The organism is Nocardia higoensis NBRC 100133 (genome assembly GCF_000308595.1).
Classification (GTDB): domain Bacteria; phylum Actinomycetota; class Actinomycetes; order Mycobacteriales; family Mycobacteriaceae; genus Nocardia; species Nocardia higoensis.
In genome coordinates this window covers 89,842-114,772 of record NZ_BAGA01000132.1, presented here as the reverse complement: position 1 = coordinate 114,772, position 24,931 = coordinate 89,842, and the positions used below count along the sequence as shown (strand labels likewise).

General features: G+C 67.2%; 22 protein-coding genes and 4 tRNA genes. 19 read left to right on the top strand and 7 right to left on the bottom strand.

Annotation, left to right across the window (positions count from 1 at the left end):
* Positions 1-100 precede the first annotated feature (100 nt).
* The 16 genes from ON26_RS23980 to ON26_RS23905 all read left to right on the top strand — a co-directional run bounded on the left by ON26_RS23980 (position 101) and on the right by ON26_RS23905 (position 16,601).
* A tRNA-Tyr gene (locus ON26_RS23980) sits at positions 101-183 on the top strand.
* A 319-nt stretch (positions 184-502) separates the two neighbouring features.
* A tRNA-Thr gene (locus tag ON26_RS23975) sits at positions 503-575 on the top strand.
* A 69-nt stretch (positions 576-644) separates the two neighbouring features.
* Positions 645-717, top strand: a tRNA-Met gene (locus ON26_RS23970).
* A 43-nt stretch (positions 718-760) separates the two neighbouring features.
* The gene (rpmG, locus tag ON26_RS23965; RefSeq protein WP_011211653.1) at positions 761-931 is read left to right on the top strand and encodes a 50S ribosomal protein L33; all 171 of its coding nucleotides are present in this window, start codon (positions 761-763) and stop codon (positions 929-931) included.
* A 143-nt stretch (positions 932-1,074) separates the two neighbouring features.
* Positions 1,075-2,160, top strand: a complete 1,086-nt coding sequence (locus tag ON26_RS23960; RefSeq protein WP_040798795.1) for a fused (3R)-hydroxyacyl-ACP dehydratase subunits HadA/HadB — start codon at positions 1,075-1,077, stop codon at positions 2,158-2,160.
* Between the two features lie 217 nt (positions 2,161-2,377).
* Positions 2,378-2,450: transfer RNA gene (locus tag ON26_RS23955), tRNA-Trp, on the top strand.
* A gap of 30 nt (positions 2,451-2,480) precedes the next feature.
* A complete protein-coding gene (gene secE / locus ON26_RS23950; RefSeq protein WP_040798793.1) occupies positions 2,481-2,885 on the top strand; it encodes a preprotein translocase subunit SecE in 405 nt (134 codons plus the stop codon).
* Positions 2,886-3,012: 127 nt separating this feature from the next.
* Positions 3,013-3,804 carry a transcription termination/antitermination protein NusG gene (gene nusG / locus ON26_RS23945; RefSeq protein WP_040798790.1) on the top strand — a complete coding sequence of 264 codons (792 nt, stop codon included), beginning with the start codon at positions 3,013-3,015 and terminating at the stop codon, positions 3,802-3,804.
* 112 nt (positions 3,805-3,916) lie between these two features.
* Positions 3,917-4,351, top strand: a complete 435-nt coding sequence (rplK, locus tag ON26_RS23940) for a 50S ribosomal protein L11 (RefSeq protein ID WP_011211649.1) — start codon at positions 3,917-3,919, stop codon at positions 4,349-4,351.
* 88 nt (positions 4,352-4,439) lie between these two features.
* Positions 4,440-5,153 (top strand): 50S ribosomal protein L1, encoded by a 714-nt coding sequence (gene rplA, locus ON26_RS23935; protein WP_040798787.1) that lies wholly within the window; start codon positions 4,440-4,442, stop codon positions 5,151-5,153.
* A 113-nt stretch (positions 5,154-5,266) separates the two neighbouring features.
* On the top strand, positions 5,267-5,845 hold the full coding sequence (locus tag ON26_RS23930; RefSeq protein ID WP_051027450.1) for an NADPH-dependent FMN reductase: 579 nt from the start codon (positions 5,267-5,269) through the stop codon (positions 5,843-5,845).
* A 364-nt stretch (positions 5,846-6,209) separates the two neighbouring features.
* A complete protein-coding gene (gene rplJ / locus ON26_RS23925) occupies positions 6,210-6,740 on the top strand; it encodes a 50S ribosomal protein L10 (protein ID WP_040798785.1) in 531 nt (176 codons plus the stop codon).
* A 51-nt stretch (positions 6,741-6,791) separates the two neighbouring features.
* Complete coding sequence (gene rplL / locus ON26_RS23920; protein ID WP_040798782.1) at positions 6,792-7,172, top strand: 50S ribosomal protein L7/L12; 381 nt, start codon at positions 6,792-6,794, stop codon at positions 7,170-7,172.
* A gap of 211 nt (positions 7,173-7,383) precedes the next feature.
* On the top strand, positions 7,384-8,478 hold the full coding sequence (locus tag ON26_RS23915; protein ID WP_051027448.1) for an ABC transporter ATP-binding protein: 1,095 nt from the start codon (positions 7,384-7,386) through the stop codon (positions 8,476-8,478).
* Positions 8,479-9,023: 545 nt separating this feature from the next.
* Positions 9,024-12,515 (top strand): DNA-directed RNA polymerase subunit beta, encoded by a 3,492-nt coding sequence (gene rpoB, locus ON26_RS23910; RefSeq protein WP_040798777.1) that lies wholly within the window; start codon positions 9,024-9,026, stop codon positions 12,513-12,515.
* 132 nt (positions 12,516-12,647) lie between these two features.
* Positions 12,648-16,601 carry a DNA-directed RNA polymerase subunit beta' gene (locus ON26_RS23905; RefSeq protein ID WP_040798774.1) on the top strand — a complete coding sequence of 1,318 codons (3,954 nt, stop codon included), beginning with the start codon at positions 12,648-12,650 and terminating at the stop codon, positions 16,599-16,601.
* A gap of 78 nt (positions 16,602-16,679) precedes the next feature.
* On the opposite strand, the gene ON26_RS33575 is transcribed toward ON26_RS23905, so the two are convergent.
* The 4 genes from ON26_RS33575 to ON26_RS23890 form a co-directional block, all read right to left on the bottom strand.
* Positions 16,680-16,817, bottom strand: a complete 138-nt coding sequence (locus ON26_RS33575) for a hypothetical protein (protein ID WP_157171989.1) — start codon at positions 16,815-16,817, stop codon at positions 16,680-16,682.
* Positions 16,818-17,056: 239 nt separating this feature from the next.
* On the bottom strand, positions 17,057-18,049 hold the full coding sequence (locus ON26_RS23900; RefSeq protein WP_040798771.1) for a pirin family protein: 993 nt from the start codon (positions 18,047-18,049) through the stop codon (positions 17,057-17,059).
* A 10-nt stretch (positions 18,050-18,059) separates the two neighbouring features.
* A complete protein-coding gene (locus ON26_RS23895; RefSeq protein WP_040798768.1) occupies positions 18,060-18,356 on the bottom strand; it encodes a GNAT family N-acetyltransferase in 297 nt (98 codons plus the stop codon).
* Positions 18,357-18,486: 130 nt separating this feature from the next.
* Positions 18,487-18,978 (bottom strand): SixA phosphatase family protein, encoded by a 492-nt coding sequence (locus tag ON26_RS23890; RefSeq protein ID WP_040798941.1) that lies wholly within the window; start codon positions 18,976-18,978, stop codon positions 18,487-18,489.
* A gap of 228 nt (positions 18,979-19,206) precedes the next feature.
* Between ON26_RS23890 and ON26_RS23885 the strand changes: the two genes are divergently transcribed.
* Positions 19,207-20,874 (top strand): FAD-dependent oxidoreductase, encoded by a 1,668-nt coding sequence (locus ON26_RS23885; protein WP_040798764.1) that lies wholly within the window; start codon positions 19,207-19,209, stop codon positions 20,872-20,874.
* A gap of 150 nt (positions 20,875-21,024) precedes the next feature.
* Here ON26_RS23885 and ON26_RS23880 read toward each other — a convergent pair whose 3' ends face one another.
* The 3 genes from ON26_RS23880 to ON26_RS23870 all read right to left on the bottom strand — a co-directional run bounded on the left by ON26_RS23880 (position 21,025) and on the right by ON26_RS23870 (position 23,472).
* Positions 21,025-21,801 carry an acyl-[acyl-carrier-protein] thioesterase gene (locus tag ON26_RS23880; protein WP_040798762.1) on the bottom strand — a complete coding sequence of 259 codons (777 nt, stop codon included), beginning with the start codon at positions 21,799-21,801 and terminating at the stop codon, positions 21,025-21,027.
* A gap of 220 nt (positions 21,802-22,021) precedes the next feature.
* Positions 22,022-23,164, bottom strand: a complete 1,143-nt coding sequence (locus ON26_RS23875; protein WP_040798760.1) for a lytic transglycosylase domain-containing protein — start codon at positions 23,162-23,164, stop codon at positions 22,022-22,024.
* Positions 23,161-23,472: a type VII secretion target gene (locus ON26_RS23870; RefSeq protein WP_040798757.1), complete on the bottom strand. Its 312-nt coding sequence runs from the start codon at positions 23,470-23,472 to the stop codon at positions 23,161-23,163. Before ON26_RS23870 ends, ON26_RS23875 begins: the two co-directional genes overlap by 4 nt.
* Positions 23,473-23,672: 200 nt before the next feature.
* Between ON26_RS23870 and ON26_RS23865 the strand changes: the two genes are divergently transcribed.
* Both ON26_RS23865 and ON26_RS23860 read left to right on the top strand, forming a co-directional pair.
* Positions 23,673-24,647 (top strand): NADPH:quinone oxidoreductase family protein, encoded by a 975-nt coding sequence (locus ON26_RS23865; protein ID WP_040798755.1) that lies wholly within the window; start codon positions 23,673-23,675, stop codon positions 24,645-24,647.
* A 3-nt stretch (positions 24,648-24,650) separates the two neighbouring features.
* The gene (locus ON26_RS23860; protein ID WP_306307256.1) at positions 24,651-24,923 is read left to right on the top strand and encodes a DNA glycosylase AlkZ-like family protein; all 273 of its coding nucleotides are present in this window, start codon (positions 24,651-24,653) and stop codon (positions 24,921-24,923) included.
* The last annotated feature ends 8 nt before the right edge of the window (positions 24,924-24,931 follow it).

Below are 24,931 nucleotides of genomic sequence, written 5' to 3'. Positions count from 1 at the left end.
AGCGCCGTACCTGCCCCCCGCGGCACCGCGTTGGCCAGCCGGTTTGCATTCCGGATGGGGGTTCGTTGTATTCTCGTCCACGCACCGGCAACGGTGGCACGGCAGGTTGCCCGAGCGGCCAATGGGAGCAGACTGTAAATCTGTCGGTGAAAGCCTACGTAGGTTCGAATCCTACACCTGCCACAAGATCGGCAGATGAGCCCCGCAAGCGAGAAATCGCCGGCGGGGCTCTTCTGATTTCCGGGGGTCGAACGGCATTTCCGGCGCGGCCCGGAACCCATCCGCGCCGGCCCGCCGCGGCGATCCGCGACGGCATTGCGGCGATTCCGCCGACCGGATGCGCGGCAGTAGCGGCGCGCGGCATCGCCGTGCACACGCTGAATCCTCATGAAAAGGTGCCCTGACCAGCCGATTTGGTACTCGCCGTAGCGTGTGTGTAATCTCTTTCAAGACGTCGCCGCCCCGGAGTCGCACAGAGGGACAACGGAGCGGATGTAGTCATGCCCCCTTAGCTCAGTCGGCAGAGCGTTTCCATGGTAAGGAAAAGGTCAACGGTTCGATTCCGTTAGGGGGCTCGCCGGATTGCCGGTGGTGTCCGACTCGGCAACCTCGCCGCGGCGTCGCCGACGGCAGACCGCGCATAAGGCGGTGTAGCTCAGGCGGTAGAGCAAACGACTCATAATCGTTGTGTCGCCGGTTCGAGTCCGGCCATCGCTACCCATACTGATTATTCAGGTCGACCCGGAAAGAAGGCATAGTCGTGGCCGCGAAGTCCACCGATGTCCGGCCAAAGATCACCTTGGCCTGCGAGCAGTGCAAGCACCGCAACTACATCACCAAGAAGAACCGGCGTAACGACCCGGATCGGCTGGAGCTGAAGAAGTTCTGCCCGAACTGTGGCACGCATCGCGCACATCGCGAATCCCGCTGACTTCTCACGCGTGACATCCTCCGCGTGACCGCCAGGGCCGGACGGCACAGTCGTCCGGCCCTGAGTGCTGTCCGCGGCAGGTATCCGAGGTGAATGCCCCCGCCGACCCCCCGGCTGTGGGGTCAGATAGGTACAGTCCCACCGTGACAACGAACACCGGTACACAGCAAGCGGTCCAGGCGAGCGAAGAGGTCTTCGACGCCGCGGCGCACGCGGCGGCCATGGTCGGTCACCACTATCGCGTCGACGACTACTACGAAGTCGGGCGCGAGAAAGTCCGCGAGTACTCCCGCGCGGTGCAGGACTACCACCCGGTGCACTGGGACGAGAGCGCCGCTCAGGAATACGGCTACGACGGCCTCGCCGCGCCGCTCACCTTCATCTCCCTGGTGGGCATCCTGGCGCAGCGCAAGCTGTTCGAGACGGTCGTGACCGGCTACGACCTCAGCCAGATCATGCAGACCGACCAGATCCTGGAATTCCACCGCCCGATCCAGGTGGGCGACCAGCTCACCTGTGATGTGTACCTGCATTCCTTCCGGCAGGCGTTCGGCGGCGACATCATCGTCACCAAGAACATCGTGACCGCGCAGAACGACGAGCTGGTGCTCACCACCTACACCACCCTCGTCGGCCGCAGCGGCGCCGACATCGACCCCGGCCTCCAGGACGCGGTGCGCAACGTGCTGATGCACGGTATCGGTCCCGAGGAACCCGAGCACCACCCGCTCGGCGAGTACCCGCAGGTCGGTGTGCCGAGTTCGCCGCCCCCGGCGGCCCGTATCCCCGAGGCGTTCGTGAGCACGCGCGCGCTCGCCTTCGACTCGGTCTCGGTCGGTGACGAGCTGCCCGCCCGCCTGGTGCGGCTGACCCGCGGCGATCTGGTCAACTACGCCGGCGTCTCCGGTGACGCGAATCCGATCCACTGGAGCGACGAGGTCGTCAAGCTGGTCGGCCTCGACGACGTGGTCGCCCACGGCATGCTCACCATGGGCCTGGGTGGTGGCTTCATCACGTCCTGGCTCGGCGATCCCGGCGCGGTCAAGGAATACAACGTGCGCTTCACCAGCCCGGTGTTCGTGCCCGCCGATTCCGCCGCCGAGATCGAGTACACCGGCAAGGTGAAGTCGGTGGACCCCGAGACCCGCACCGCGGTGATCGCCATCGTCGCCAAGTCGGCCGGCAAGAAGATCTTCGGTCGCGCGACCGCGACCGTGCAGCTGTCCTGAGTACCGGCTGACCTGGCGCGGTAGGCCGGATTGGCTATTGCGCGGGTCGGTAAGTACACTCGGGAACCTGGGGTCACCAGCCGCTGCGCGCTGCTCTGTGGGGCTGGTTCCTGCGGGAGCCGGCAACGCCGACGCGGCGCGCGTGTTGTGTAGGGTGCCTCCAGGCCAACTGAATATCGAACGGTGGTTGGACAGCTGTTCCATATGGTCCAACCGAAGGGGCGTAGCTCAACTGGCAGAGCAGCGGTCTCCAAAACCGCAGGTTGCAGGTTCAAGTCCTGTCGCCCCTGCCCTTTTGCCAGCGACGAGAGAGGATCGACGTGAGCGACGAGCGGGACACTCGCCACGGCGCGCATGCGGCCGACAATGGCGATGGCACCGCCGAGGTGAACCGGCCGAGCGGTAAGCGCTCGGCACGGCGGACCCGCTCCGGCTCGTCCTCCTCGGTCGAAACCGGTGCGATCGCCACGATCGACCGGTCGTCGAACAAGGCGGTCAAGTCCGCCGGCAAGGCCACCCGCGGAACGGGTTCGGGTAACCCGTTCAAGCGGCTGATCAAGTTCCTGCGAGAGGTCGTCGCGGAACTGCGCAAGGTGATCTGGCCGAACCGGAAGCAGATGGTCACCTATACGAGCGTTGTTCTGGTGTTCGTGGTCTTCATGGTCGCGTTCATCAGCGGGTTGGATGTGGCGTTCATCAAGGGTGTCAACTGGTTGTTCGGCTGACGCCGGCAGCTGTTCGGCCGATGCTGACGACGTAGCCGATCCCCGGGGCGGACCGGCGGAGGATTTCCGCCGCGCCCGGCCCGGCACGCAGAGGATGTACGTGACGACACAGGAAGCGAGTGCCCCAGTGAGCACCCCGGAGAACGACACCAACGACGAGTTCCCGGTCGACGACGTGGTGGCCGATCAGGCCCACGACGAGGTGGACGACGTGGCGCCCGCCGAGGGACCTGTGGCCGAAGAAGCGCCGGAGGCGGACGCCGCCCCCGTGCCCGCTGCACCCGAGGAGCCGGCCGACCCGGTGGCCGAGATGAAGGCCGTGCTGCGCAGTAAGCCGGGTGACTGGTACGTCATCCACTCCTACGCCGGCTACGAGAACAAGGTGAAGGCCAACCTCGAGACCCGCGTCCAGAACCTGGACCTCGAGGAGTACATCTTCCAGGTCGAGGTGCCGACCGAAGAGGTCACCGAGATCAAGAACGGCCAGCGCAAGAACGTCAACCGCAAGGTGCTGCCCGGCTACATCCTCGTGCGCATGGAGCTCAACGACGAGTCGTGGGGCGCGGTGCGCAACACCCCCGGCGTCACCGGCTTCGTCGGCGCCACCTCCCGGCCCTCTCCGTTGTCCATCGACGACGTGGTGAAGTTCCTGGTGCCTGCCTCGCAGCAGAAGAAGGCGCCCGCCGCCGCTGCCGCCGCGAGCGCCGAGTCCGGTGCGGGCGATGTGGCGCCCAAGCCGGTCATCGAGGTCGACTTCGAGGTCGGCGAGTCGGTGACGGTGATGGACGGCCCGTTCGCGACGCTGCCCGCCAGCATTTCCGAGGTCAACGCCGAGCAGCAGAAGCTCAAGGTGCTCGTGTCGATCTTCGGCCGCGAGACCCCGGTCGAGCTGGCCTTCACCCAGGTCGCGAAGATCTAGTTGCTTCCGTCGCGGCCTTGGCGGCCGGCGACGGGATGGTTCGGCCCGCGCCGCGGGTTCGACTTACGCGAGGCTTGCACACAGCAAGGACACCAACACCTAGGAAAGAAAGATGCCCCCCAAGAAGAAGAAGCTCGCCGGGATCATCAAGCTTCAGATCCAGGCCGGTCAGGCGAACCCGGCTCCGCCGGTCGGCCCCGCTCTCGGCCAGCACGGCGTCAACATCATGGAGTTCTGCAAGGCGTACAACGCCGCGACCGAGTCGCAGCGTGGCAACGTCATTCCGGTCGAGATCTCGGTGTACGAGGACCGGACCTTCGACTTCAAGCTGAAGACCCCGCCCGCCGCCAAGCTGCTGCTCAAGGCCGCCGGTGTGCAGAAGGGCTCGGCCGAGCCGCACCGCAACAAGGTCGCCAAGGTGACCATGGACCAGGTGCGCGAGATCGCCAAGACCAAGATGGAAGATCTCAACGCCAACGACATCGATCAGGCCGCGAAGATCATCGCCGGTACCGCTCGTTCGATGGGTATCACCGTCGAGGCGTGAGCCTCGGCACCGAGCCCTCGGGCAAGAACTCGGTGGGAGGGTCGGCCAGACCCGTGAACCACTTCTGAACCACGAAGGACAGACAATCATGGCAAAACGAAGCAAGGCGTACCTCGCCGCGGCCGAGAAGGTCGATCGCGACAAGCTCTACTCCCCGCTGGCCGCCGCGCGGCTGGCCAAGGAGACCGCCACCACCAAGACCGATGCGACCGTCGAGGTCGCCGTGCGTCTCGGTGTGGACCCCCGCAAGGCCGATCAGATGGTTCGCGGCACCGTGAACCTGCCGCACGGCACCGGTAAGACCGCCCGCGTCATCGTGTTCGCGGCCGGCGAGAAGGCTGCCGAGGCCGAGGCCGCGGGCGCTGACGCGGTGGGCGCCGAGGATCTGATCGAGCGCATCCAGGGCGGCTGGCTGGACTTCGACGCCGCGATCGCCACCCCGGACCAGATGGCCAAGGTCGGCCGTATCGCGCGTGTCCTCGGCCCGCGCGGTCTGATGCCGAACCCGAAGACGGGCACGGTCACCAACGATGTGACCAAGGCCGTCAACGACATCAAGGGCGGCAAGATCAACTTCCGCGTCGACAAGCAGGCCAACCTGCACTTCGTGATCGGCAAGGCGTCCTTCGACGACGCCAAGCTGGTGGAGAACTACGGCGCCGCGCTGGACGAGATCCTGCGCGTCAAGCCCTCCACCGCGAAGGGCCGCTACGTCAAGAAGGTGACGGTCTCGACGAACACCGGACCGGGCATCCCGGTGGACCCGAACCGCACCCGCAACCTCCTCGACGAGGACGCGTGAGCATCGACAGGTAACCCCTGATCCGTCCGTGAGGGTGGGAACGCTTTCGAGCGTTCCCACCCTCACGGCGTTTCGGCGGGAGTAACCGGCCGCACCGCCCGGTTGATCCCGGCATGACCACGCTCGAGACGCCCGGCCCCGCTACGACCACGATCCTGCTGATCTCCGGCAGCACCCGCGACGGATCCACCAACACCGCCGCTCTGCGCACCGTGGCCGCGGACGCTACCGGCCGGGTCCACGCGCGGCTCTACGGCGGCCTGCGCGAGTTGCCCGCCTTCGTGCCCGGCGCCGACCCGGAGCAGTTCCCCGCGGTCGTCGCCTTGCGCGCCGAACTGGCCCGGGCCGACGCGGTCCTGTTCTCGACGCCGGAGTACGCGGGCACCTTGCCCGGCGCGCTGAAGAACCTGCTGGACTGGACCGTGGGTACCGCCGACCTGTACGAGAAGCCGGTCGCGTGGCTGTGCGTGGCCCCGGAGGGGCGTGGCGACGGTGCGATCGCGACCTTGGCGAGCGTGCTCGGTTACGTCGGCGCCGCGGTGGTGAACACGGCCTGCCTGCACAGCCCGGTCCTCGCCGCCGATATCGGTGACGACGGCCTGGTGGCCGCTGCGGCGTTCCGCAGCGTCGCCGCCGAGTCCGTGAACGCGCTTGCCGCGCAGGCGATCACGTCGGCAGCGCCGAGTCGCTGAGGAGACGGCCGCGCGCGACCGGATCCGCCCGGAGCCGACCCGTTTTGGCAGATGAGGGGCCTACCGGGTACTCTGTTCGGAAGTTGTCGACTTGTTCGATCGCTACCCAATCCGTTCTACCGAAGACCGTTGGTCGCCGTCCCCGTCAGGGTTCGGCCGAAGGTCCGGCATCCGCCGGCGGCCCACGCAGGGAGAGCCGAGGCTGGGAGCCCCATTCGAGCGCGAGCTCGTAATAGGTCTTTCCGATGCGCCCCGGAACGCTCTGCGTCCGGGGCGTTCGTGTTGCCGGGGACTTTCCCGCAGCAGACTCCCGCGGTGATCGGTAGGGGGAGACACCAACCGAGCATCAGAGAGGAGGCGAAGTATGGCAAAGGCTGAGAAGGTCACCGCGGTCGCGGAGATCGCTGAGCAGTTCAAGAACTCGACGGCCACCGTGGTCACCGAATACCGTGGCCTGTCCGTCGGCAAGCTCACCGAACTGCGTCGCGCGCTCGGTGACGAGGCCACCTACTCCGTCGCCAAGAACACCCTGGTCAAGCGGGCGGCCGCCGAGGCGGGCGTCGAGGGTCTGGACGAGCTGTTCGTCGGTCCCACCGCGATCACCTTCATCACCGGTGAACCGGTCAACGCGGCCAAGGCGCTCAAGACCTTCGCGAAGGACAACAAGGCGCTCGTCATCAAGGGCGGCTACATGGACGGCAATGCGCTGTCCGTCGCCGAAGTCGAGCAGATTGCCGACCTGGAGACCCGCGAGGTCCTGCTGGCCAAGCTGGCCGGCGCGCTGAAGGGCAACCTGGCGAAGGCTGCCGGTCTGTTCAACGCTCCCGCGTCGCAGGTGGCCCGCCTGGCCGCCGCGCTCGAGGAGAAGAAGCGGACCGAAGGCGGCGCGGAATAATTTCCGCGAATAAATACCCCCTGCATACTTTTAAATCGAAAGGAAACAACAATGGCCAACGTTGACGAACTGCTCGAGACCTTCGGCAACATGACCCTGCTCGAGCTGTCGGACTTCGTCAAGAAGTTCGAGGAGAAGTTCGAGGTCACCGCCGCTGCTCCGGTCGCCGTCGCCGCTGTCGGTGGCGCTGCCGCTCCGGCCGAGGCCGCCGAGGAGCAGGACGAGTTCGACGTCATCCTCGAGGGTGCCGGCGACAAGAAGATCCAGGTCATCAAGGTGGTCCGCGAGATCGTCTCCGGCCTGGGCCTGAAGGAAGCCAAGGACCTGGTCGAGGGCGCCCCGAAGCCGATCCTGGAGAAGGTCGCCAAGGATGCCGCCGAGGCCGCCAAGGCGAAGCTGGAAGAGGCCGGCGCCAAGGTCTCCGTCAAGTAATTCCACCGAATTACTTCCACGGGCGGTCCCCATTGCGGGGGCCGCCCGTTCGCCATTTTCGGGAGAAATGGGCAATTCGGCGCATCGGCGTGGTTACTCTTCGGTCAGGTGGCGGTGTATCCGTCACATCCATGAGTTAGAGTGACCGAACCCACTGTGATGTGACGCACCGTCTGTCATCTGTGTACCCGGTGGGGGCTCGCCGAGAATTGTGGAGGTTTGCGTGGGCGTCGAGGTCAGAACAGAGGGTGTGACGAAGTCCTTCGGTTCGCAGCGTATTTGGCAGGATGTCTCGCTCACGATTCCCGCCGGTGAGGTCAGCGCCCTGCTCGGTCCGTCGGGTACGGGTAAGTCGGTGTTCCTGAAGTCGCTGATCGGGCTGTTGCGGCCGGAGCGGGGGTCGATCTTCATCGGCGACACCGACATCACGACGTGTTCGAACAAGGAGCTCTACGAGATCCGCAAGCTGTTCGGGGTGTTGTTCCAGGACGGTGCGTTGTTCGGGTCGATGAACCTGTTCGACAATGTCGCCTTCCCGCTGCGCGAGCACACCAAGAAGTCGGAGTCGGAGATCCGGCAGATCGTGATGGAGAAGCTGGAGCTCACGGGTCTGCTGGGTGCGGAGGGCAAGCTGCCGGGGGAGATCTCCGGTGGTATGCGCAAGCGTGCTGGTCTGGCGCGGGCGTTGGTGTTGGATCCGCAGATCATTCTGGTCGACGAGCCGGACTCGGGTCTGGACCCGGTGCGTACCTCGTATCTGTCGCAGTTGTTGATCGATATCAACGCGCAGATCGACGCGACGATCCTGATCGTGACCCACAACATCAATCTGGCGCGGACGGTGCCCGACAACATCGGCATGTTGTTCCGCCGTCAGTTGGTGATGTTCGGCCCGCGTGAGGTGCTGCTGACCTCCGATGAGCCGGTGGTCAAGCAGTTCCTCAACGGCCGCATGATCGGCCCGATCGGTATGTCGGAGGAGAAGGACGAGGCGCAGATGGCGCGCGAGCAGGCCATGGTCGATGCCGGTCATCACCACGGCGGCGCCGAAGAGGTCGAGGGCATCATCCCGCAGATGCGGGCTACCCCGGGCATGCCGGTACGTCAGGCCGTGGGCCGTCGTCAGGCGCGGGTGCGCGAGATCATGCACACCCTGCCGCCGGCCGCGCAGACCGCGATCAACGACTCGCTGGCCGAGAACGACGACACCCAGGTTCTCCCCGCCTACTCCGGCAACTTCGACAACTCCGACAACTCGGTCGGCTCCTACGACACCACCGTGCGCCAGGACCTGACCAAACACTGATCACCTGTCGGGCAGGGCCCGAAAAGCCGTGTGCCGGTGCGATTTTCCATATCGCACCGGCATTCTTTTCGTCATGAGGAGATGTCGGCGTGGGATCGCTTCCGCCGTGCCGGATCGCCCCGGTGAACCTGCCCGACCTGCGAACTTCTACTCGCGCAGCCCATCTCGATCGGCGCGGGCTGATCCTGCCACTTGACGAGTTTCGCCCGACCCGTCACGCTATGAGACAACAGTGCTAGCTGTCAGAGGCGGTCCGACCGACTCCGCGGCTCCCGGCGCAGCCAGCGTTACGGGGAGCGGAGAAGCTCGGCGCGCCGTCGGCGTGCTGGATCACACGGATGGTACTTTGACATGTCCGTGCCTAGGGGTGTAAGTTTGGACGTTGCGCTGGCTGCCTCCTGTCCATACCTCGATTCGCACACGTGAGTTCCACCCTTCCGGTGTTGCTTCCGTCGTTGCCTGCTCGAGTTTCGTTCGGGTTGTAACCAGCGGAATTCGTAGCAGAAGCAAGCGACGGTCGCGGACCACCACGCGACGCGCGTGAGGTGCTGGAAGGACGCATCTTGGCAGTCTCCACCCAGACCAAGGCAGTTGCCGGAATCCCCGGAGCCCCGAAGCGGGTGTCTTTCGCGAAGATTCGTGAGCCCTTGGAGGTGCCCGGACTTCTCGATCTACAAACGGAATCGTTCGCCTGGTTGATCGGTTCGCCGGAATGGCGTGAGCGGTCCGCCGCTCGCGGCGACGTCGGACTGGTCGGTGGACTGGAGGAGGTGCTCGAGGAGCTCTCACCCATCGAGGACTTCTCCGGCTCCATGTCCCTGTCCTTCTCCGATCCTCGCTTCGAAGAGGTCAAGGCCTCGATCGACGAGTGCAAAGAAAAGGACATGACCTACGCCGCTCCGCTGTTCGTCACCGCGGAGTTCATCAACAACAACACCGGTGAGATCAAGAGCCAGACGGTCTTCATGGGTGACTTCCCGATGATGACCGACAAGGGCACGTTCATCATCAACGGCACCGAGCGCGTCGTCGTGTCCCAGCTCGTCCGCTCGCCGGGCGTCTACTTCGACCACAGCATCGACAAGGGCACCGAGAAGGATCTGCACAGCGTGCGTGTGATCCCCTCGCGCGGCGCCTGGCTCGAGTTCGACGTCGACAAGCGCGACACCGTCGGTGTGCGCATCGACCGCAAGCGCCGTCAGCCGGTCACCGTGCTGCTCAAGGCGCTGGGCTGGAGCACCGAGGAGATCACCGAGCGTTTCGGTTTCTCCGAGATCATGATGTCCACCCTGGAGAAGGACAACACCGCCGGTCAGGACGAGGCGCTGCTGGACATCTACCGCAAGCTGCGTCCGGGCGAGCCGCCGACCAAGGAGTCCGCGCAGACCCTGCTGGAGAACCTGTTCTTCAAGGAGAAGCGCTACGACCTGGCCCGCGTCGGTCGCTACAAGATCAACAAGAAGCTCGGCATCAACCTGGGCGCCCCGGTCACCGGTTCGGTGCTGACACGGGACGACATCGTCACCACCATCGAGTACCTGGTGCGCCTGCACGCGGGCGACAAGGTGATGACCGCTCCCGGCGGCGACGAGGTGCCCGTCGAGGTCGACGACATCGACCACTTCGGCAACCGTCGTCTGCGCACCGTGGGCGAGCTGATCCAGAACCAGATCCGGGTCGGTCTGTCGCGTATGGAGCGCGTCGTGCGCGAGCGCATGACCACCCAGGACGTCGAGGCCATCACGCCGCAGTCGCTGATCAACATCCGCCCGGTCGTCGCCGCGATCAAGGAGTTCTTCGGAACCTCCCAGCTGTCGCAGTTCATGGACCAGAACAACCCGCTGTCGGGTCTGACCCACAAGCGCCGCCTGTCGGCGCTGGGCCCCGGTGGTCTGTCCCGTGAGCGCGCCGGCCTGGAAGTGCGCGACGTGCACCCCTCGCACTACGGCCGCATGTGCCCGATCGAGACCCCGGAAGGCCCGAACATCGGCCTGATCGGCTCGCTGTCGGTGTACGCGCGGGTCAACCCGTTCGGCTTCATCGAGACCCCGTACCGCCGGGTCGTCGAGGGCCGGGTCACCGACGAGGTCGTCTACCTCACCGCCGACGAAGAGGACCGGCACGTGCGTGCCCAGGCCAATTCGCCGGTCGGCCCCGACGGCACCTTCCTCGAGGACCGGGTGCTGTGCCGCCGCGGCAACGAGGAGATGGAATACGTCGCGGCCGCCGAGGTCGACTTCATGGACGTCTCGCCGCGCCAGATGGTCTCGGTCGCGACCGCGATGATCCCGTTCCTCGAGCACGACGACGCCAACCGTGCCCTCATGGGCGCGAACATGCAGCGTCAGGCCGTGCCGCTGATCCGTTCCGAGGCCCCCATCGTGGGCACCGGCATGGAACTGCGCGCTGCCGTCGACGCCGGCGATGTCGTGGTGAACGAGAAGGCGGGCGTGGTCGAGGAGGTCTCGGCCGATTACGTCACCGTGATGGCCGACGACGGCAGCCGCAAGAGCTACCGCATGCGCAAGTTCAACCGCTCCAACCAGGGCACCTGCTCCAACCAGCGTCCGATCGTGGACGAGGGCCAGCGCGTGGAGAAGGGCCAGGTCCTGGCCGACGGGCCGTGCACCGAGAACGGTGAGATGGCCCTGGGCAAGAACCTGCTCGTGGCGATCATGCCGTGGGAGGGCCACAACTACGAGGACGCGATCATCCTGTCGCAGCGCCTCGTGGAGGACGACGTGCTGACCTCGATCCACATCGAGGAGCACGAGATCGACGCGCGTGACACCAAGCTGGGCGCCGAGGAGATCACCCGGGACATCCCGAACGTCTCCGACGAGGTGCTGGCCGATCTCGACGAGCGCGGCATCGTCCGCATCGGCGCCGAGGTCCGCGACGGCGACATCCTCGTCGGCAAGGTCACCCCGAAGGGCGAGACCGAGCTGACCCCCGAGGAGCGGCTGCTGCGCGCGATCTTCGGTGAGAAGGCCCGCGAGGTCCGCGACACCTCGCTGAAGGTGCCGCACGGCGAGTCCGGCAAGGTCATCGGCATCCGCGTGTTCTCCCGCGAGGACGACGACGATCTGCCCCCCGGCGTCAACGAGCTGGTCCGGGTGTACGTGGCGCAGAAGCGCAAGATCCAGGACGGCGACAAGCTCGCCGGCCGCCACGGCAACAAGGGCGTCATCGGCAAGATCCTCCCCACCGAGGACATGCCGTTCCTGCCCGACGGCACCCCGGTCGACATCATCCTGAACACCCACGGTGTGCCGCGTCGTATGAACATCGGCCAGATCCTGGAGACCCACCTGGGCTGGATCGGCAAGGCGGGCTGGCAGGTCGAGGGCAACCCCGACTGGGCCGCGGCGCTGCCGGAGGAGATGTGGGGCGCCCCGCAGAACTCCAATATCGCCACCCCGGTGTTCGACGGCGCCCGCGAGGAGGAGCTCACCGGCCTGCTCGGCTCGACGCTGCCCAACCGCGACGGCGAGCGGATGGTCGACGACAACGGCAAGGCGGTGCTGTTCGACGGTCGCTCCGGCGAGCCGTTCCCGTACCCGGTGGCCGTCGGCTACATGTACATCCTCAAGCTGCACCACCTGGTCGACGACAAGATCCACGCCCGTTCGACCGGCCCGTACTCGATGATCACCCAGCAGCCGCTCGGTGGTAAGGCGCAGTTCGGTGGCCAGCGCTTCGGTGAGATGGAGTGCTGGGCGATGCAGGCCTACGGTGCCGCCTACACCCTGCAGGAACTGCTGACCATCAAGTCCGACGACGTGGTGGGCCGTGTGAAGGTCTACGAGGCGATCGTCAAGGGCGAGAACATTCCGGAGCCGGGCATTCCGGAATCGTTCAAGGTGCTCCTCAAGGAACTCCAGTCGCTGTGCCTCAACGTCGAGGTGCTGTCCTCGGACGGCGCCGCGATCGAGTTGCGCGAAGGCGAGGACGAGGATCTGGAGCGCGCCGCGGCGAACCTGGGCATCAACCTGTCCAGGAACGAAGCGGCCACCGTCGACGATCTGGCGAACTAGGCGGAGCGGGGCGGACGCCGGCCACGCGCGTCCGCCCTCCCGCGCTCGATACGAGTTCGGCCGGGGAACCCTGCCGGACCTCACTAGTGAACTCTTGCTCGAATTCGACCCGCACAGGGGAAAGGAAGTTACGTGCTAGACGTCAACTTCTTCGATGAACTCCGGATCGGCCTGGCCACCGCCGACGACATCCGCCAGTGGTCCTACGGCGAGGTGAAGAAGCCGGAGACCATCAACTACCGCACGCTCAAGCCGGAGAAGGACGGCCTGTTCTGCGAGAAGATCTTCGGTCCCACCCGGGACTGGGAGTGCTACTGCGGCAAGTACAAGCGCGTGCGCTTCAAGGGCATCATCTGTGAGCGCTGTGGTGTCGAGGTGACTCGCGCCAAGGTGCGCCGTGAGCGGATGGGCCACATCGAGCTGGCCGCGCCGGTCACCCACATCTGGTACTTCAAGGGTGTGCCCTCGCGCCTGGGCTACCTGCTCGACCTGGCGCCGAAGGATCTCGAGAAGATCATCTACTTCGCCGCCTACGTGATCGTCGCCGTCGACGAGGAACTGCGCCACAACGAGCTGTCCACGCTCGAAGCCGAGATGGAGGTCGAGAAGAAGGCGGTCGCCGATCAGCGCGACGCCGATCTCGAGGCCCGCGCGCAGAAGCTGGAAGCCGACCTGGCCGAGCTGGAGGCCGAGGGCGCCAAGTCCGACGTCCGCCGCAAGGTCAAGGACGGCGGCGAGCGCGAGATGCGCCAGCTGCGCGATCGCGCCCAGCGTGAGCTGGACCGGCTCGACGAGATCTGGAACACCTTCACCAAGCTCTCGGTCAAGCAGCTGATCGTGGACGAGGTCCTCTACCGCGAGCTGGTCGACCGCTACGGCGAGTACTTCACCGGCGCGATGGGCGCGGAGTCCATCCAGAAGCTGATGGAGAACTTCGACATCGACGCCGAGGCCGAGTCGCTGCGCGAGACCATTCGCTCCGGCAAGGGCCAGAAGAAGCTGCGCGCGCTCAAGCGGCTCAAGGTCGTCGCGGCCTTCCAGGCCAACGGCAACTCGCCGATGGGCATGGTGCTCGACGCGGTTCCGGTGATCCCGCCGGAGCTGCGCCCGATGGTTCAGCTCGATGGTGGCCGCTTCGCCACCTCCGACCTGAACGATCTGTACCGCCGCGTGATCAACCGCAACAACCGCCTCAAGCGACTGATCGACCTCGGCGCGCCCGAGATCATCGTCAACAACGAGAAGCGGATGCTGCAGGAGTCCGTGGACGCGCTGTTCGACAACGGCCGCCGCGGCCGTCCGGTGACCGGTCCGGGCAACCGCCCGCTCAAGTCGCTGTCGGATCTGCTCAAGGGCAAGCAGGGCCGGTTCCGCCAGAACCTGCTCGGCAAGCGCGTCGACTACTCGGGTCGTTCCGTCATCGTCGTCGGCCCGCAGCTCAAGCTGCACCAGTGCGGTCTGCCCAAGCTGATGGCGCTGGAGCTGTTCAAGCCGTTCGTGATGAAGCGACTGGTGGATCTGAACCACGCGCAGAACATCAAGTCCGCCAAGCGGATGGTCGAGCGGCAGCGGCCGCAGGTGTGGGACGTCCTCGAAGAGGTCATCGCCGAGCACCCCGTGCTGCTCAACCGCGCGCCCACCCTGCACCGCCTGGGCATCCAGGCCTTCGAGCCGCAGCTGGTGGAAGGCAAGGCCATCCAGCTGCACCCGCTGGTCTGTGAGGCCTTCAACGCCGACTTCGACGGTGACCAGATGGCCGTCCATCTGCCGCTGTCGGCCGAGGCGCAGGCCGAGGCGCGCATCCTGATGCTGTCCTCGAACAACATCCTCTCGCCCGCCTCGGGTCGCCCGCTGGCCATGCCCCGTCTGGACATGGTCACCGGTCTGTACTACCTGACCCGTCTGGACGAGAACGCCAAGGGCCGGTACCGGCCCGCGACCGCGGACTCCCCGGAGTTCGGCGTCTACTCCTCGCCCGCCGAGGCGCAGATGGCCGTCGACCGCGGCGAGCTGACCGTGCGCTCGTTGATCAAGGTTCGCCTGACCACGCAGCGTCCGCCCAAGGACGTCGAGGCCGAGCTGTTCCCCGACGGCTGGCAGCGCGGCGACGCGTGGACCGTCGAGACCACGCTGGGCCGGGTGCTGTTCAACGAACTGCTGCCCGCGGACTACGCGTTCATCAACGAGCCGATGCCGAAGAAGCGGCAGGCGACGATCATCAACGATCTCGCCGAGCGCTACCCGATGATCGTGGTCGCCCAGACCGTCGACAAGCTCAAGGACGCCGGCTTCTACTGGGCCACGCGTTCGGGTGTCACCGTCTCCATGTCGGACGTGCTCGTTCCGCCGGAGAAGGCCGAGATCATGGAGCGCTACGAGGCGCAGTCCGATCAGATCGAGAAGAAGTACCAGCGTGGTGCGCTCGATCACCAGGAGCGCAACAACGCCCTGGTGAAGATCTGGCAGGAGGCTACCGAAGAGGTCGGTAAGGCGCTGCGCGCGCACTACCCGGCCGACAACCCGATCATCACGATCGTGGACTCGGGCGCCACGGGTAACTTCACCCAGACCCGTACCCTCGCCGGTATGAAGGGCCTGGTGACGAACCCGAAGGGTGAGTTCATCCCGCGTCCGATCAAGTCCTCCTTCCGTGAGGGCCTGACGGTTCTGGAGTACTTCATCAACACCCACGGCGCGCGTAAGGGTCTGGCCGACACCGCGCTGCGCACCGCCGACTCGGGTTACCTGACCCGTCGTCTGGTGGACGTCTCGCAGGACGTGATCGTGCGCGAGCACGACTGCGGCACCGAGCGGGGCATCGTGGTGCCGATCGCCGAGCGTCAGGCCGACGGCTCGATCATTCGCGACGCGCATGTCGAGACCTCGACCTACGCCCGCACGCTGGCCTCCGACGCGCTCGATGCGGCGGGCAACGTGATCGTGGCCAAGGGCGCCGATCTCGGCGACCCGGCGCTGGAGGCGCTGCTCGAGGCCGGTATCACCGAGGTGAAGGTCCGCTCCGTGCTGACCTGCACCACCGGCACCGGCGTCTGCGCCACCTGCTACGGCCGCTCGATGGCCACCGGCAAGCTGGTCGACATCGGCGAGGCCGTCGGCATCGTCGCCGCCCAGTCCATCGGTGAGCCCGGTACCCAGCTGACCATGCGTACCTTCCACCAGGGTGGCGTCGCCGGCGACGACATCACCGGCGGTCTGCCGCGTGTCCAGGAGCTGTTCGAGGCGCGTGTCCCCAAGGGCAAGGCCCCGATCGCGGAGATCTCCGGCCGGGTCCGGCTGGAGGACGACGACCGCTTCTACAAGATCACCATCATCCCGGACGACGGGAGCGAGGAAGTCGTCTACGACAAGCTCTCGAAGCGTCAGCGTCTGCGTGTGTTCAAGCACGAGGACGGCTCCGAGCGCCTGCTCTCCGATGGTGACCACGTGGAGGTCGGTCAGCAGCTGCTCGAGGGCGCTGCCGATCCGCACGAGGTGCTGCGCGTGATGGGCCCGCGTCAGGTTCAGGTCCACCTGGTCCACGAGGTCCAGGAGGTCTACCGGAGCCAGGGCGTGTCGATCCACGACAAGCACATCGAGGTCATCGTGCGCCAGATGCTGCGTCGCGTGACGATCATCGATTCGGGCGCCACGGAGTTCCTGCCCGGTTCGCTCACCGAGCGTGCCGAGTTCGAGGCAGCGAACCGTCGCGTGGTGGCCGAGGGCGGCGAGCCGGCTTCGGGTCGTCCGGTGCTGATGGGTATCACCAAGGCGTCGCTGGCCACCGATTCGTGGCTGTCGGCGGCGTCGTTCCAGGAGACCACTCGCGTGCTGACGGACGCGGCGATCAACTGCCGCTCCGACAAGCTGATCGGTCTCAAGGAGAACGTGATCATCGGCAAGCTGATCCCGGCCGGTACCGGTATCAACCGTTACCGCAACATCCAGGTGCAGCCGACCGAAGAGGCTCGCAACGCGGCGTACGCGGTGCCGTCCTACGACGACACCTACTACAGCCCGGACAGCTTCGGTGCCTCCACCGGCGCTGCCGTGCCGCTGGACGACTACGGCTTCAGCGACTACCGCTGATCCGCTAGGGCCTGAAAGACTTCGGCCCCCGCTCCGAATCCGGAGCGGGGGCCGAAGTGCGTTTCGCGCGGTGTGCGCTCAGGAGATGGCGCCGCCGTTGTTGCTCTGCGAGCCGGCCGAACCGGTGATGAACGCGCTGAGGAAGTTGTTGACGAGCACGTTGGTGTCGACCGAGTTGGCGGTGGCGGAGTCGATGAGGGCGATGAAGTTGAGCATGCTGCGTGTCCTCTTGCTGAAGGCGGATCGACGGATCCGAGTGCCTGTGGAGTTCCGGATAACCCGGTCTGATGCGGTGAACGCAATCGGAACAGCAGCTTAGTCACATTTCCTCGATTGTGACCAGAGTTTGTTTCGGATTGGTACGCCCGTCCTGGAGTTCGACGTCGGCCGGGCGCCTGTGCCGAAGAGGCCCGGCTCGCTCAGGGAGCCGCCGGCCCGCCGAATGCGCGGCCGCCTCAGCTCGTGGCGTCGCCGCCGATCCGGCGCTTGCGCGGGGTGAGATGCAGCGGCGGTATCGGCGGCGCCGGAATGCGTTGCTGCGGAGTATGTCCCGCGATATCGGGGAAGCGCCCCGTGTCGTGTGACTCCCACGCGCTGCGCGCCGCCACGATCTCCTCGTGGCTGCGGCCGACGAAGTTCCACCACATCACCAGCTCCTCGCCGAACGGCTCGCCGCCGATCAGCGCCAGATGGGCGCCGGTCGTACTCTGCAACCGCAGTTCGGTGCGGTCGCTGCCCAGATACAGCAGCGGTCCCGGCTTCACCGGGGCGTCCGCCACCGTCACCTCGCCCTCGACCACCAGCACCGCGTGCTCGAAGTTCGGATCGACCGGAAGTGTCACCTCCGCGCCCGCGTCCATCCGGATGTCGGCGCCCACGAGGGGGGTGTAGGCCTGCGCGGGCGAGGTCAGGCCGGCCAGCGTGCCGATGAGCACGATCGCCCGCAGCCCGGCCGCCTCCACGACGGGCAGGTCGCGATGCTGCTCGAAATGCGGAGCCACCCCGGCGCTGTGGCCGGGCAGCGCGATCCACAGTTGCAGGCCTTCGCCGGCCGGCGCGTCGGTGGCGTAGTACTCCGAGTGCGCGATGCCGCGGCCGGAGGTCATCAGGTTCAGCTGCCCCGGTTCGATCTCCACATCCGAGCCGACCGAATCGCGATGCCGGATCCGGCCCACGAACGGCCAGGTGACCGTCTGCAGCCCGATGTGCGGGTGCGGATCGATGTCGGGCGGTGCGCCGGTCGTGGTGACCGTCGGCGCGCCGAAATGATCGAGGAAACACCACGCGCCGACCGTCGGCAGATCCCGCTGCGGCAGCACGCGTTCCACGTAGACCCCGCGCACGCCGCCGAGCGGTACCTCGCGCGCGGGGAAGAACTGCGTCACCGGACCGGGCCCCGGCGCGGGTGTGCACAGCGCCTCGCCGGGCTGCGGATCCAGATCGCTCATGTCCGCGGTCCTAGCCGACCAGGTTCGCGGCGTATTCGGGATGCTTGTCGATGTAGCCCTTGATGAACGGGCAGGTCGCGACGATGCCCTTGCCGCGGCCGATCGCGTCGTCGAGTGCGCTCTTGGCCAGGGTGCTGCCCAGCCCCTTGCCGCCGAAGGCGTCGTCGATCTCGGTGTGCACGAAGTCGGTCTTGTCGCCGCTCTCCTCGTACTCGGCGAAACCGGCGAGTTCGCCGCCGTAGTAGACCTCGTAGCGGCTCTTGTCCCCGTTTCGGCTGACCGTGGTTTCCTTCGCCTGATCGGACATACCTGGCTCCTTCGGTTGCGCGGTGTTCGTCGGCGGCGCACGGGGCGCGCGCTCGGATGATCGTCGGACAACTGCTACCCGGCCCGAGCGTACCCACGTCTGTGGGTGACTTCACCGCAGGCGGAGCGGCTCAGCGCGGCACGTGGAAGGTGACCAGCTCGCCGACGCCCTCCTCGACCCGCGCCCAGGGCCGGTCGAAGGTGAGCACCGCCAGCGCGGACGTGGGAAACTTGCGGCTCAGTTCGAGCGCGGCGTCGCTGTCCCGGTTGCCCGCCAGCTCCCAGGCCGTCCACGGCATGCCGGGGGAGTGGCCGATCAGCATGAGCGTCGAGACGTCGTCGTCGGAGAGCTGGATGAGCTCGATCAGCGTGCGCGGGGACGCCTCGTAGATCTCGCGCTCGTAGACGACCGGGGCGGTGATGCCGGTGGCGTCGAGGGTCTGGCGGGTGCGGGTGGCGGTCGAACAGCGCACCGCGTCGACAACGGGCTGGGTGTCGCGCACCCAGTGGCCTGCCAGAGCGGCTTCGCGCAGTCCGCGCGGGGCGAGCGGACGCTCGTGGTCGTCGACGCCCGCGGGATAGCCGGATTTGCCGTGTCGCATGAGGATCAGTGTCCGCACCATGTCGCCACGGTAATTCGTCACCGCTGAAGGGGCCTGATGGGGGAGTTCGCCGCACCGGAGGCCCGATTGTGGTACTCAGAAGGGGTTCCGAGGAGAGGCATATGCCACTCTCGAGGCACACTGAAAGCGGGGTCACATTTTTCGCTGTGCGTTCCATGTGGTCCCGCTGTCCACCTCCGACCCGCGGGTGGCGCACAGCCCCACGTACGTTTCGAGGATCTGCACACTATGGCCTACGTAATCACGCAGCGTTGTTGCAACGACGCCAGCTGCGTCTCCGAGTGCCCGGTCGACTGCATTCGTCCGAACCCGGACGATCCGAATTTCGCGACCACCGAGATGCTCTACATCGACCCGGACACCTGCATCGACTGTGGTGCGTGTGTGGATGCCTGCCCCGTGGAGGCCATCTTCTCCGAGGACGACCTGAGCGCCTCGCTCGCCCGGTTCAAAGACGTCAACGCGGCCTACTTCCAGCGCCACCCGCTGGAGCCGAACTTCGATCCGATCGTGGCGCCGGTGCGTCCGCCGAAGGAGCTCGGCACCCTGCGCGTCGCGATCGTCGGAGCCGGCCCGGCCGCCTGCTACGCGGCCGAGGAACTGCTGCGGCGCTGCGATGTCGAGGTCGAGATGTTCGACCGGCTGCCGACCCCGTGGGGCCTGGTGCGCGCGGGCGTGGCGCCCGACCATCCCGGCACCAAGACCGTCTCGGCCATGTTCGAGTCGGCCTTCCGCCGCGAGACCCTGCAGTACTACCTCAACGTCGAGATCGGCACGCACCTCACCCACGAGGAACTGCAGGCCCACCACCACGCGGTGATCTACGCGGTCGGCGCCGCGGCCGACCGCAGGATGAACGTCCCCGGCGAGGACCTGCCCGGTAGTCATTCCGCGACCGAGTTCGTGGCCTGGTACAACGGCCATCCCGATTTCGCCGAGCGCGGCTTCGATCTGTCCGGCGAGCGCGCCGTCATCGTCGGCAACGGCAATGTCGCCCTCGACGTGGCCCGGGTGCTCACCGTCGATCCGGACGAGCTGGCGAAGACCGACATCGCCGATCACGCGCTGGCCGCGCTGCGCGAGTCCAACATCCGCGAGGTGGTGGTGCTGGGCCGTCGCGGCCCGCTGCAGGCCGCCTACACCAGCCCCGAGTTCATGGCGCTGACCCACCTGAAGGGCGTCGATGTCGTCATCGACGACGCCGAGCTGGCGCTCGACCACGTGAGCCGGGCGCTGCTCGACGATCCCGAGGTGGAACCGTCGTTGCAGCTGAAGTACACCCTGGCCCAGGAGTACGCGGCGGCGACGCCGACCGAGGGCAACAAGCGCATCGTCTTCCGCTACCTGGCCTCCCCGACCGCCGTGCTGGGCGAGGACAAGGTCGAGGGCATCGAGGTGGGCCGCAACGAACTCGTCCAGCTGGATGGACAGCTGGTGGCGCAGCCGACCGGGGAGACCGACCGTCTCGACGCGTCGCTGGTGCTGCGTTCCATCGGTTACAAGGGGCAGCCGGTTCCCGGCCTGCCCTTCGACGAGACCCGTGCCGTGGTGCCCAACGACAAGGGCCGTGTCCTCGCCGACGGCGAAGTGCTACCCGGCGTCTATGTCAGTGGCTGGATCAAGCGTGGCCCGCGCGGCGTGATCGGCTCGAACCGGGTCGACTCGCAGGAGACGGTCGAGCAGTTGATCGCCGACTTCATCGCGGGCGCGCTGCCCGCCCCCGGCGCCGACCGGGCGGCATTGCAGGCGCTGGTGGCCGAGCGTCAGGCCGACCTGGTCGACCGGCAGGGCTGGAAGAACATCGACGCCGCGGAGAAGACCGCGGGCCGCGGCGGCGGCCGTCCGCGGGTCAAGTTCACCTCGCGCGAGGAACTGCTCAAGGCCGCGCGCGGCTGAAGTCGTGACGCCGCGCGCGGAGAAGGTCGAGTGGCCGCGCGCGGCGGACGAAACCGGTGGTCCACACCGTGATCGCGGCGTGCACCAGGCTGCCGTCGGCCAGGCGGCGAGCGCGTGAAGTAGCGGGGCCGGGGCGGGTGCCCGCGCGACTCAGCCGGGCAGCGGCATGATGCGCACGACCGTCGTGGTCGCACCGCCGACCACGAACCACAGCCGCAGCACCGGGCGGCCGGTGCTGCGATCACCCGGCTCGAAGCGGCTGCGCACGGTGATGTGCTGACGGGCCAGCACCGGTGCCACGTACTCGATGATCGCCCGATGCGGTCCGGCGATCAGCTTGGGGTACTCGGCCAGGAAATGCTCGACCGCCTGCCAGTAGCAGGCGTTGTTCACGTGGTTGTACTGGTCGATATCGGTCACCCGCACCGGGAACGGCAGGTCGGTGTCGGATTCCGGGGGCGCGGCGTCGGTGAGATAGGGCCGCCAGCGCAGCCGGTGCTCGTCGGTGCTCCTGGCCAGATAGGCCAGTCCCTCGTCGCTGATCCGGGCCGGCATGCCGGTCGACTCGCTGATATTGATCCAGAAACCCTCGGTCTCGATCAGACCGCCGTTGCCGCTGGTGATCCGCACCCGCATGTTGGTCCAGCGGGTGCTCATGCTCGAGCACCACCGCAGCAACCGCACGTCGTCGGGCCACAGCACCGGGCGGACGACGTCGATGACGGTGCGCCGCACGATCCAGTTCGGATCGGTGCGGGCCAGAAAGGTCTGATGCAGCTGTTCCCAGGCGATATCCTGCAGGTATCGTGCGACCGCGTCGAAGCGCAGCCGGTTGTAGGGATCCACATCGCCAGCCCGGACGGGCCACGCCGAATCGAAGCCCATGCCCTGTTCGGGAACCGGGGCGAGTGGCTGATCGAGTGACACTGGTGCTCCTCGCGCTGCACGTTGTGCCGCGGTGTTTCTTGCGGTGCTGTTATGAGACGACTTTACGGGGCGGTGCCCCCACCCTCGTGTCGAGCCGACTGTACTCACAGGTAGAGGTCCGGTGTACCCCCACCGAGATCCATTGTCGCAGCGAATCCGGGGGAGGGCACCCGGTGCCGCGGGCGGTCGTGACCCACCGGCATCCGACCTGCAATCGCTGTCAGTAGCCCTGGTATGCGCCCCCCGAATTCACCCCCGCGACGCCGGGCACGTTCGACAGCGACCCGTAGCGGTCGATCGCGTACCTGGTGGCGGCGACGATGTTGTCGACCGGATTCCAGATGTCGGTGTGGCCGGGGGCGGCGTAGGCGTCGAACGTGCTGTCGATGGTCTGCATGATGCCCTTGGAGGGGTGCCCGGCGAGCCAGTTGCTGTCCCACCGGTTCTCCGCGTAGGGATTGCCGCCGGACTCGTGCTGGATGATGAGTGCGAGGGCGCGCTCGTCGATGTCCTCCGGGTCGTAGCCCATCTCGATGAGGACCTTCTTGGCGTCCTCGATCCACTTCGCCACATCGCCGGTCGGCATCGGTCCGGTGGGCGCGCTCGAACCCGGTCCGGCCGAGGAGCCGGAACTCCCCGGGTATCCCGATCCCCCCGAATATCCCGAGCCGCCGGAAGACGAGTTCGACCCGCTGCTGCCGGACATGGCGTAGTTCGGCTGATTCGCACCGACCGGCGTCGCGGCCGGTGTGGTGGACGCGGGGGTGGTATCGGTGGGCACGCCGAGCTTCGGATCGCCGAGCGCGCCGAACGCCTGCTCGAGCGTGGTGTTGGCCGCGTTCACCGCGGTGGCCGCCGCCGTGGCCGCGTTCTCGGCGGCTCTGAGGGCCAGGCGCAGGTCGAGGGTGCGCTGTGCGGCGGCGGCCTCCTCGGCGATGACCAGCGTGGTGACATCGGCGCCGCCCGCGTTGTCGCGGATGCGCTGGATGCGTGCGCCCGCGGTGACCAGCCCGTCAGCGGCCACCTCGAAGCCGACCGGCGCTTCGCCGAGGTACTGATTGCGCAGTCGCGTCACGGCGTCCTTGCAGCCGGTCAGAATGCCCGCCTGGGTGCGGTAGGCGGTTTCCAGCGCGAGGAGCGCCGCGCCGACGACGGAGGCGCGGGCCTTCTCTGTCTCCATCCGGGCGGTGGCGGCGGTTCCCGCGGCGCCCGACCAGGCCTTCGAGTCGGTCAGGCCCTGGGTGTCGGTGAGGGCCTTGCCGACGATGCGGTCGACACCCTCGTGGACGGCCTTCGCGTGGTCGGCGGCTGCGGTGAGCTGATCGGGCTGCCAGGCGATGACATCGTCGACGGTGAGGGTCATGGCAGTTGCAGTCCGATGGTGGTGAGGGTCTGTTCGAACTCGGCTTCGGTGAGTTCGAAGGCGCCCGCGGCATTGTCCATGTTGTCGGCGACGGTGGTCAGCCGTTCGCCCATCCGGGCCAGGCAGCGGTGCACGATGTCGCCGGATCGCCTTGCGGCGGAATCGAATTCGGTGCCCGGCAGGGAGCCCGCCGCCGTGCCGAAGGCGTCGCCCGCGCCGAGGGCGGTGAGGTCGCCCGCTTCAGCGCCGAGCTGGGTGGCGAATGTCCGTAGCGCGTCCGGATTCACCCGCAGTCGATCCTCGGGCACGACGAATCCCCCTCCTGTGTTCCCCAACCCTCGAAGCCCGGCAAGCATAACAATGTCGCGCTGGTCGGCGCGGGTGTTCGCGGGGAGGGTGGTGTGCGCCGCGCCGCGGGACAGACCGTTCGTTATGTTGGTCACGGTGTCCACGGCGACGACCGATGTCGCCGAAGCGGACCCGTTGAACCGGACAGAGAGGTCGGCCCATGCGCGCAGCCCAGGTCAGCAAGTTGGAAGGACCGGAAGCGGTCGAGATCGTCGACATCCCGGAACCCGCCGCGATCCCCGGCGGTGTGGTCATCGACGTGCACGCCGCGGGCATCGCCTTCCCGGACGTGCTGATGTCGCGCGGGCTCTACCAGATGAAGCCGGAACTGCCGTTCGTGGTGGGCGGCGAGGTCGCCGGCGTGGTGCGCGAGGCCCCCGAGGGCGCGCACGTGAAGGCGGGCGACCGGGTGCTGGCGCTGACCATGCTCGGCGGCGCGGCCGCCGAGGTCGCGGTCACCCTGCCGGATCTGGTGTTCCGGTTGCCCGACAACATCTCCATGGCGGCGGGCGCGGGCATTCTCTTCAACGATCTGACGGTGCACTTCTGCCTGCGCAATCGCGGCAGGCTCGCGCAGGGCGAGAGCGTGCTGGTGCACGGCGCCGCGGGCGGCATCGGCACCTCCACTCTGCGGATGGCGCAGGCATTGGGCGCGGGCCGCGTGATCGCGGTGGTGAGCACCGAGGAGAAGGCCGAGGTCGCCAAGGCCAACGGCGCCACCGATGTGGTGCTCGCCGACGGCTGGCTGGCCGCGGTCAAGGAGCTGACCGGCGGTCGCGGCGTCGACATCGTGCTCGATCCGGTGGGCGGTGACCGGTTCACCGACAGCATCCGGTCGCTGGCCCAGGGCGGCAGGCTGCTGGTCGTGGGCTTCACCGCGGGCGAGATCCCCACCGTGAAGGTCAACCGGCTGCTGCTCAAGAACGTCGAGGTGGTCGGCGCCGCCTGGGGCGAGTGGTTCATGTCGAATCCGGGCTATGTGGTCCAGCAGTGGGCCGAGGTGGGCCCGCTGCTGGCGAGCGGGGCGATCCCGGCGCCGCGGCCGGTGACCTACCCGCTGGAGCGGACCGCCGAGGCGGTGGCCTCGCTGGAGAACCGCACCGCCACCGGCAAGGTGGTCGTCACCGTCCGCTGACCGCTGACACGCAGACCCCGCGAACGGGCCCCGCCGCCGCTGCGCGCCTTCGCCTCCGCGGTCTCCCCGGTGCTGGTCGACGGCTTCCTGGCCGGGATGTACAAGATCTTCCGGCAGTCCGGCCGCGCCCGGCTGCGCGTCAGCCCGCTGCGCGCGTGGACGAAAGCCGAACGCGCGCAGGTCGAGTCGGAGGCCGCGGCGTTGCTCGCCTACCTGGAACCCGAATCGACGCCGAGCGTGGAGATCCTGGTGGTCGGGGCCGACCTGCGCCCCTGATGGCGGCG

What these genes read in the sequence shown, in the direction of transcription:
- rplK (WP_011211649.1), top strand. Translation starts at nt 3,917, where the DNA reads ATGCCCCCCAAGAAGAAGAAGCTCGCCGGGATCATCAAGCTTCAGATC.
- rplA (WP_040798787.1), top strand. Translation starts at nt 4,440, where the DNA reads ATGGCAAAACGAAGCAAGGCGTACCTCGCCGCGGCCGAGAAGGTCGAT.
- ON26_RS23930 (WP_051027450.1), top strand. Translation starts at nt 5,267, where the DNA reads ATGACCACGCTCGAGACGCCCGGCCCCGCTACGACCACGATCCTGCTG.
- rplJ (WP_040798785.1), top strand. Translation starts at nt 6,210, where the DNA reads ATGGCAAAGGCTGAGAAGGTCACCGCGGTCGCGGAGATCGCTGAGCAG.
- rplL (WP_040798782.1), top strand. Translation starts at nt 6,792, where the DNA reads ATGGCCAACGTTGACGAACTGCTCGAGACCTTCGGCAACATGACCCTG.
- ON26_RS33575 (WP_157171989.1), bottom strand. Translation starts at nt 16,817, where the DNA reads ATGCTCAACTTCATCGCCCTCATCGACTCCGCCACCGCCAACTCGGTC.
- ON26_RS23900 (WP_040798771.1), bottom strand. Translation starts at nt 18,049, where the DNA reads ATGAGCGATCTGGATCCGCAGCCCGGCGAGGCGCTGTGCACACCCGCG.
- ON26_RS23895 (WP_040798768.1), bottom strand. Translation starts at nt 18,356, where the DNA reads ATGTCCGATCAGGCGAAGGAAACCACGGTCAGCCGAAACGGGGACAAG.
- ON26_RS23890 (WP_040798941.1), bottom strand. Translation starts at nt 18,978, where the DNA reads ATGGTGCGGACACTGATCCTCATGCGACACGGCAAATCCGGCTATCCC.
- ON26_RS23885 (WP_040798764.1), top strand. Translation starts at nt 19,207, where the DNA reads ATGGCCTACGTAATCACGCAGCGTTGTTGCAACGACGCCAGCTGCGTC.
- ON26_RS23875 (WP_040798760.1), bottom strand. Translation starts at nt 23,164, where the DNA reads ATGACCCTCACCGTCGACGATGTCATCGCCTGGCAGCCCGATCAGCTC.
- ON26_RS23865 (WP_040798755.1), top strand. Translation starts at nt 23,673, where the DNA reads ATGCGCGCAGCCCAGGTCAGCAAGTTGGAAGGACCGGAAGCGGTCGAG.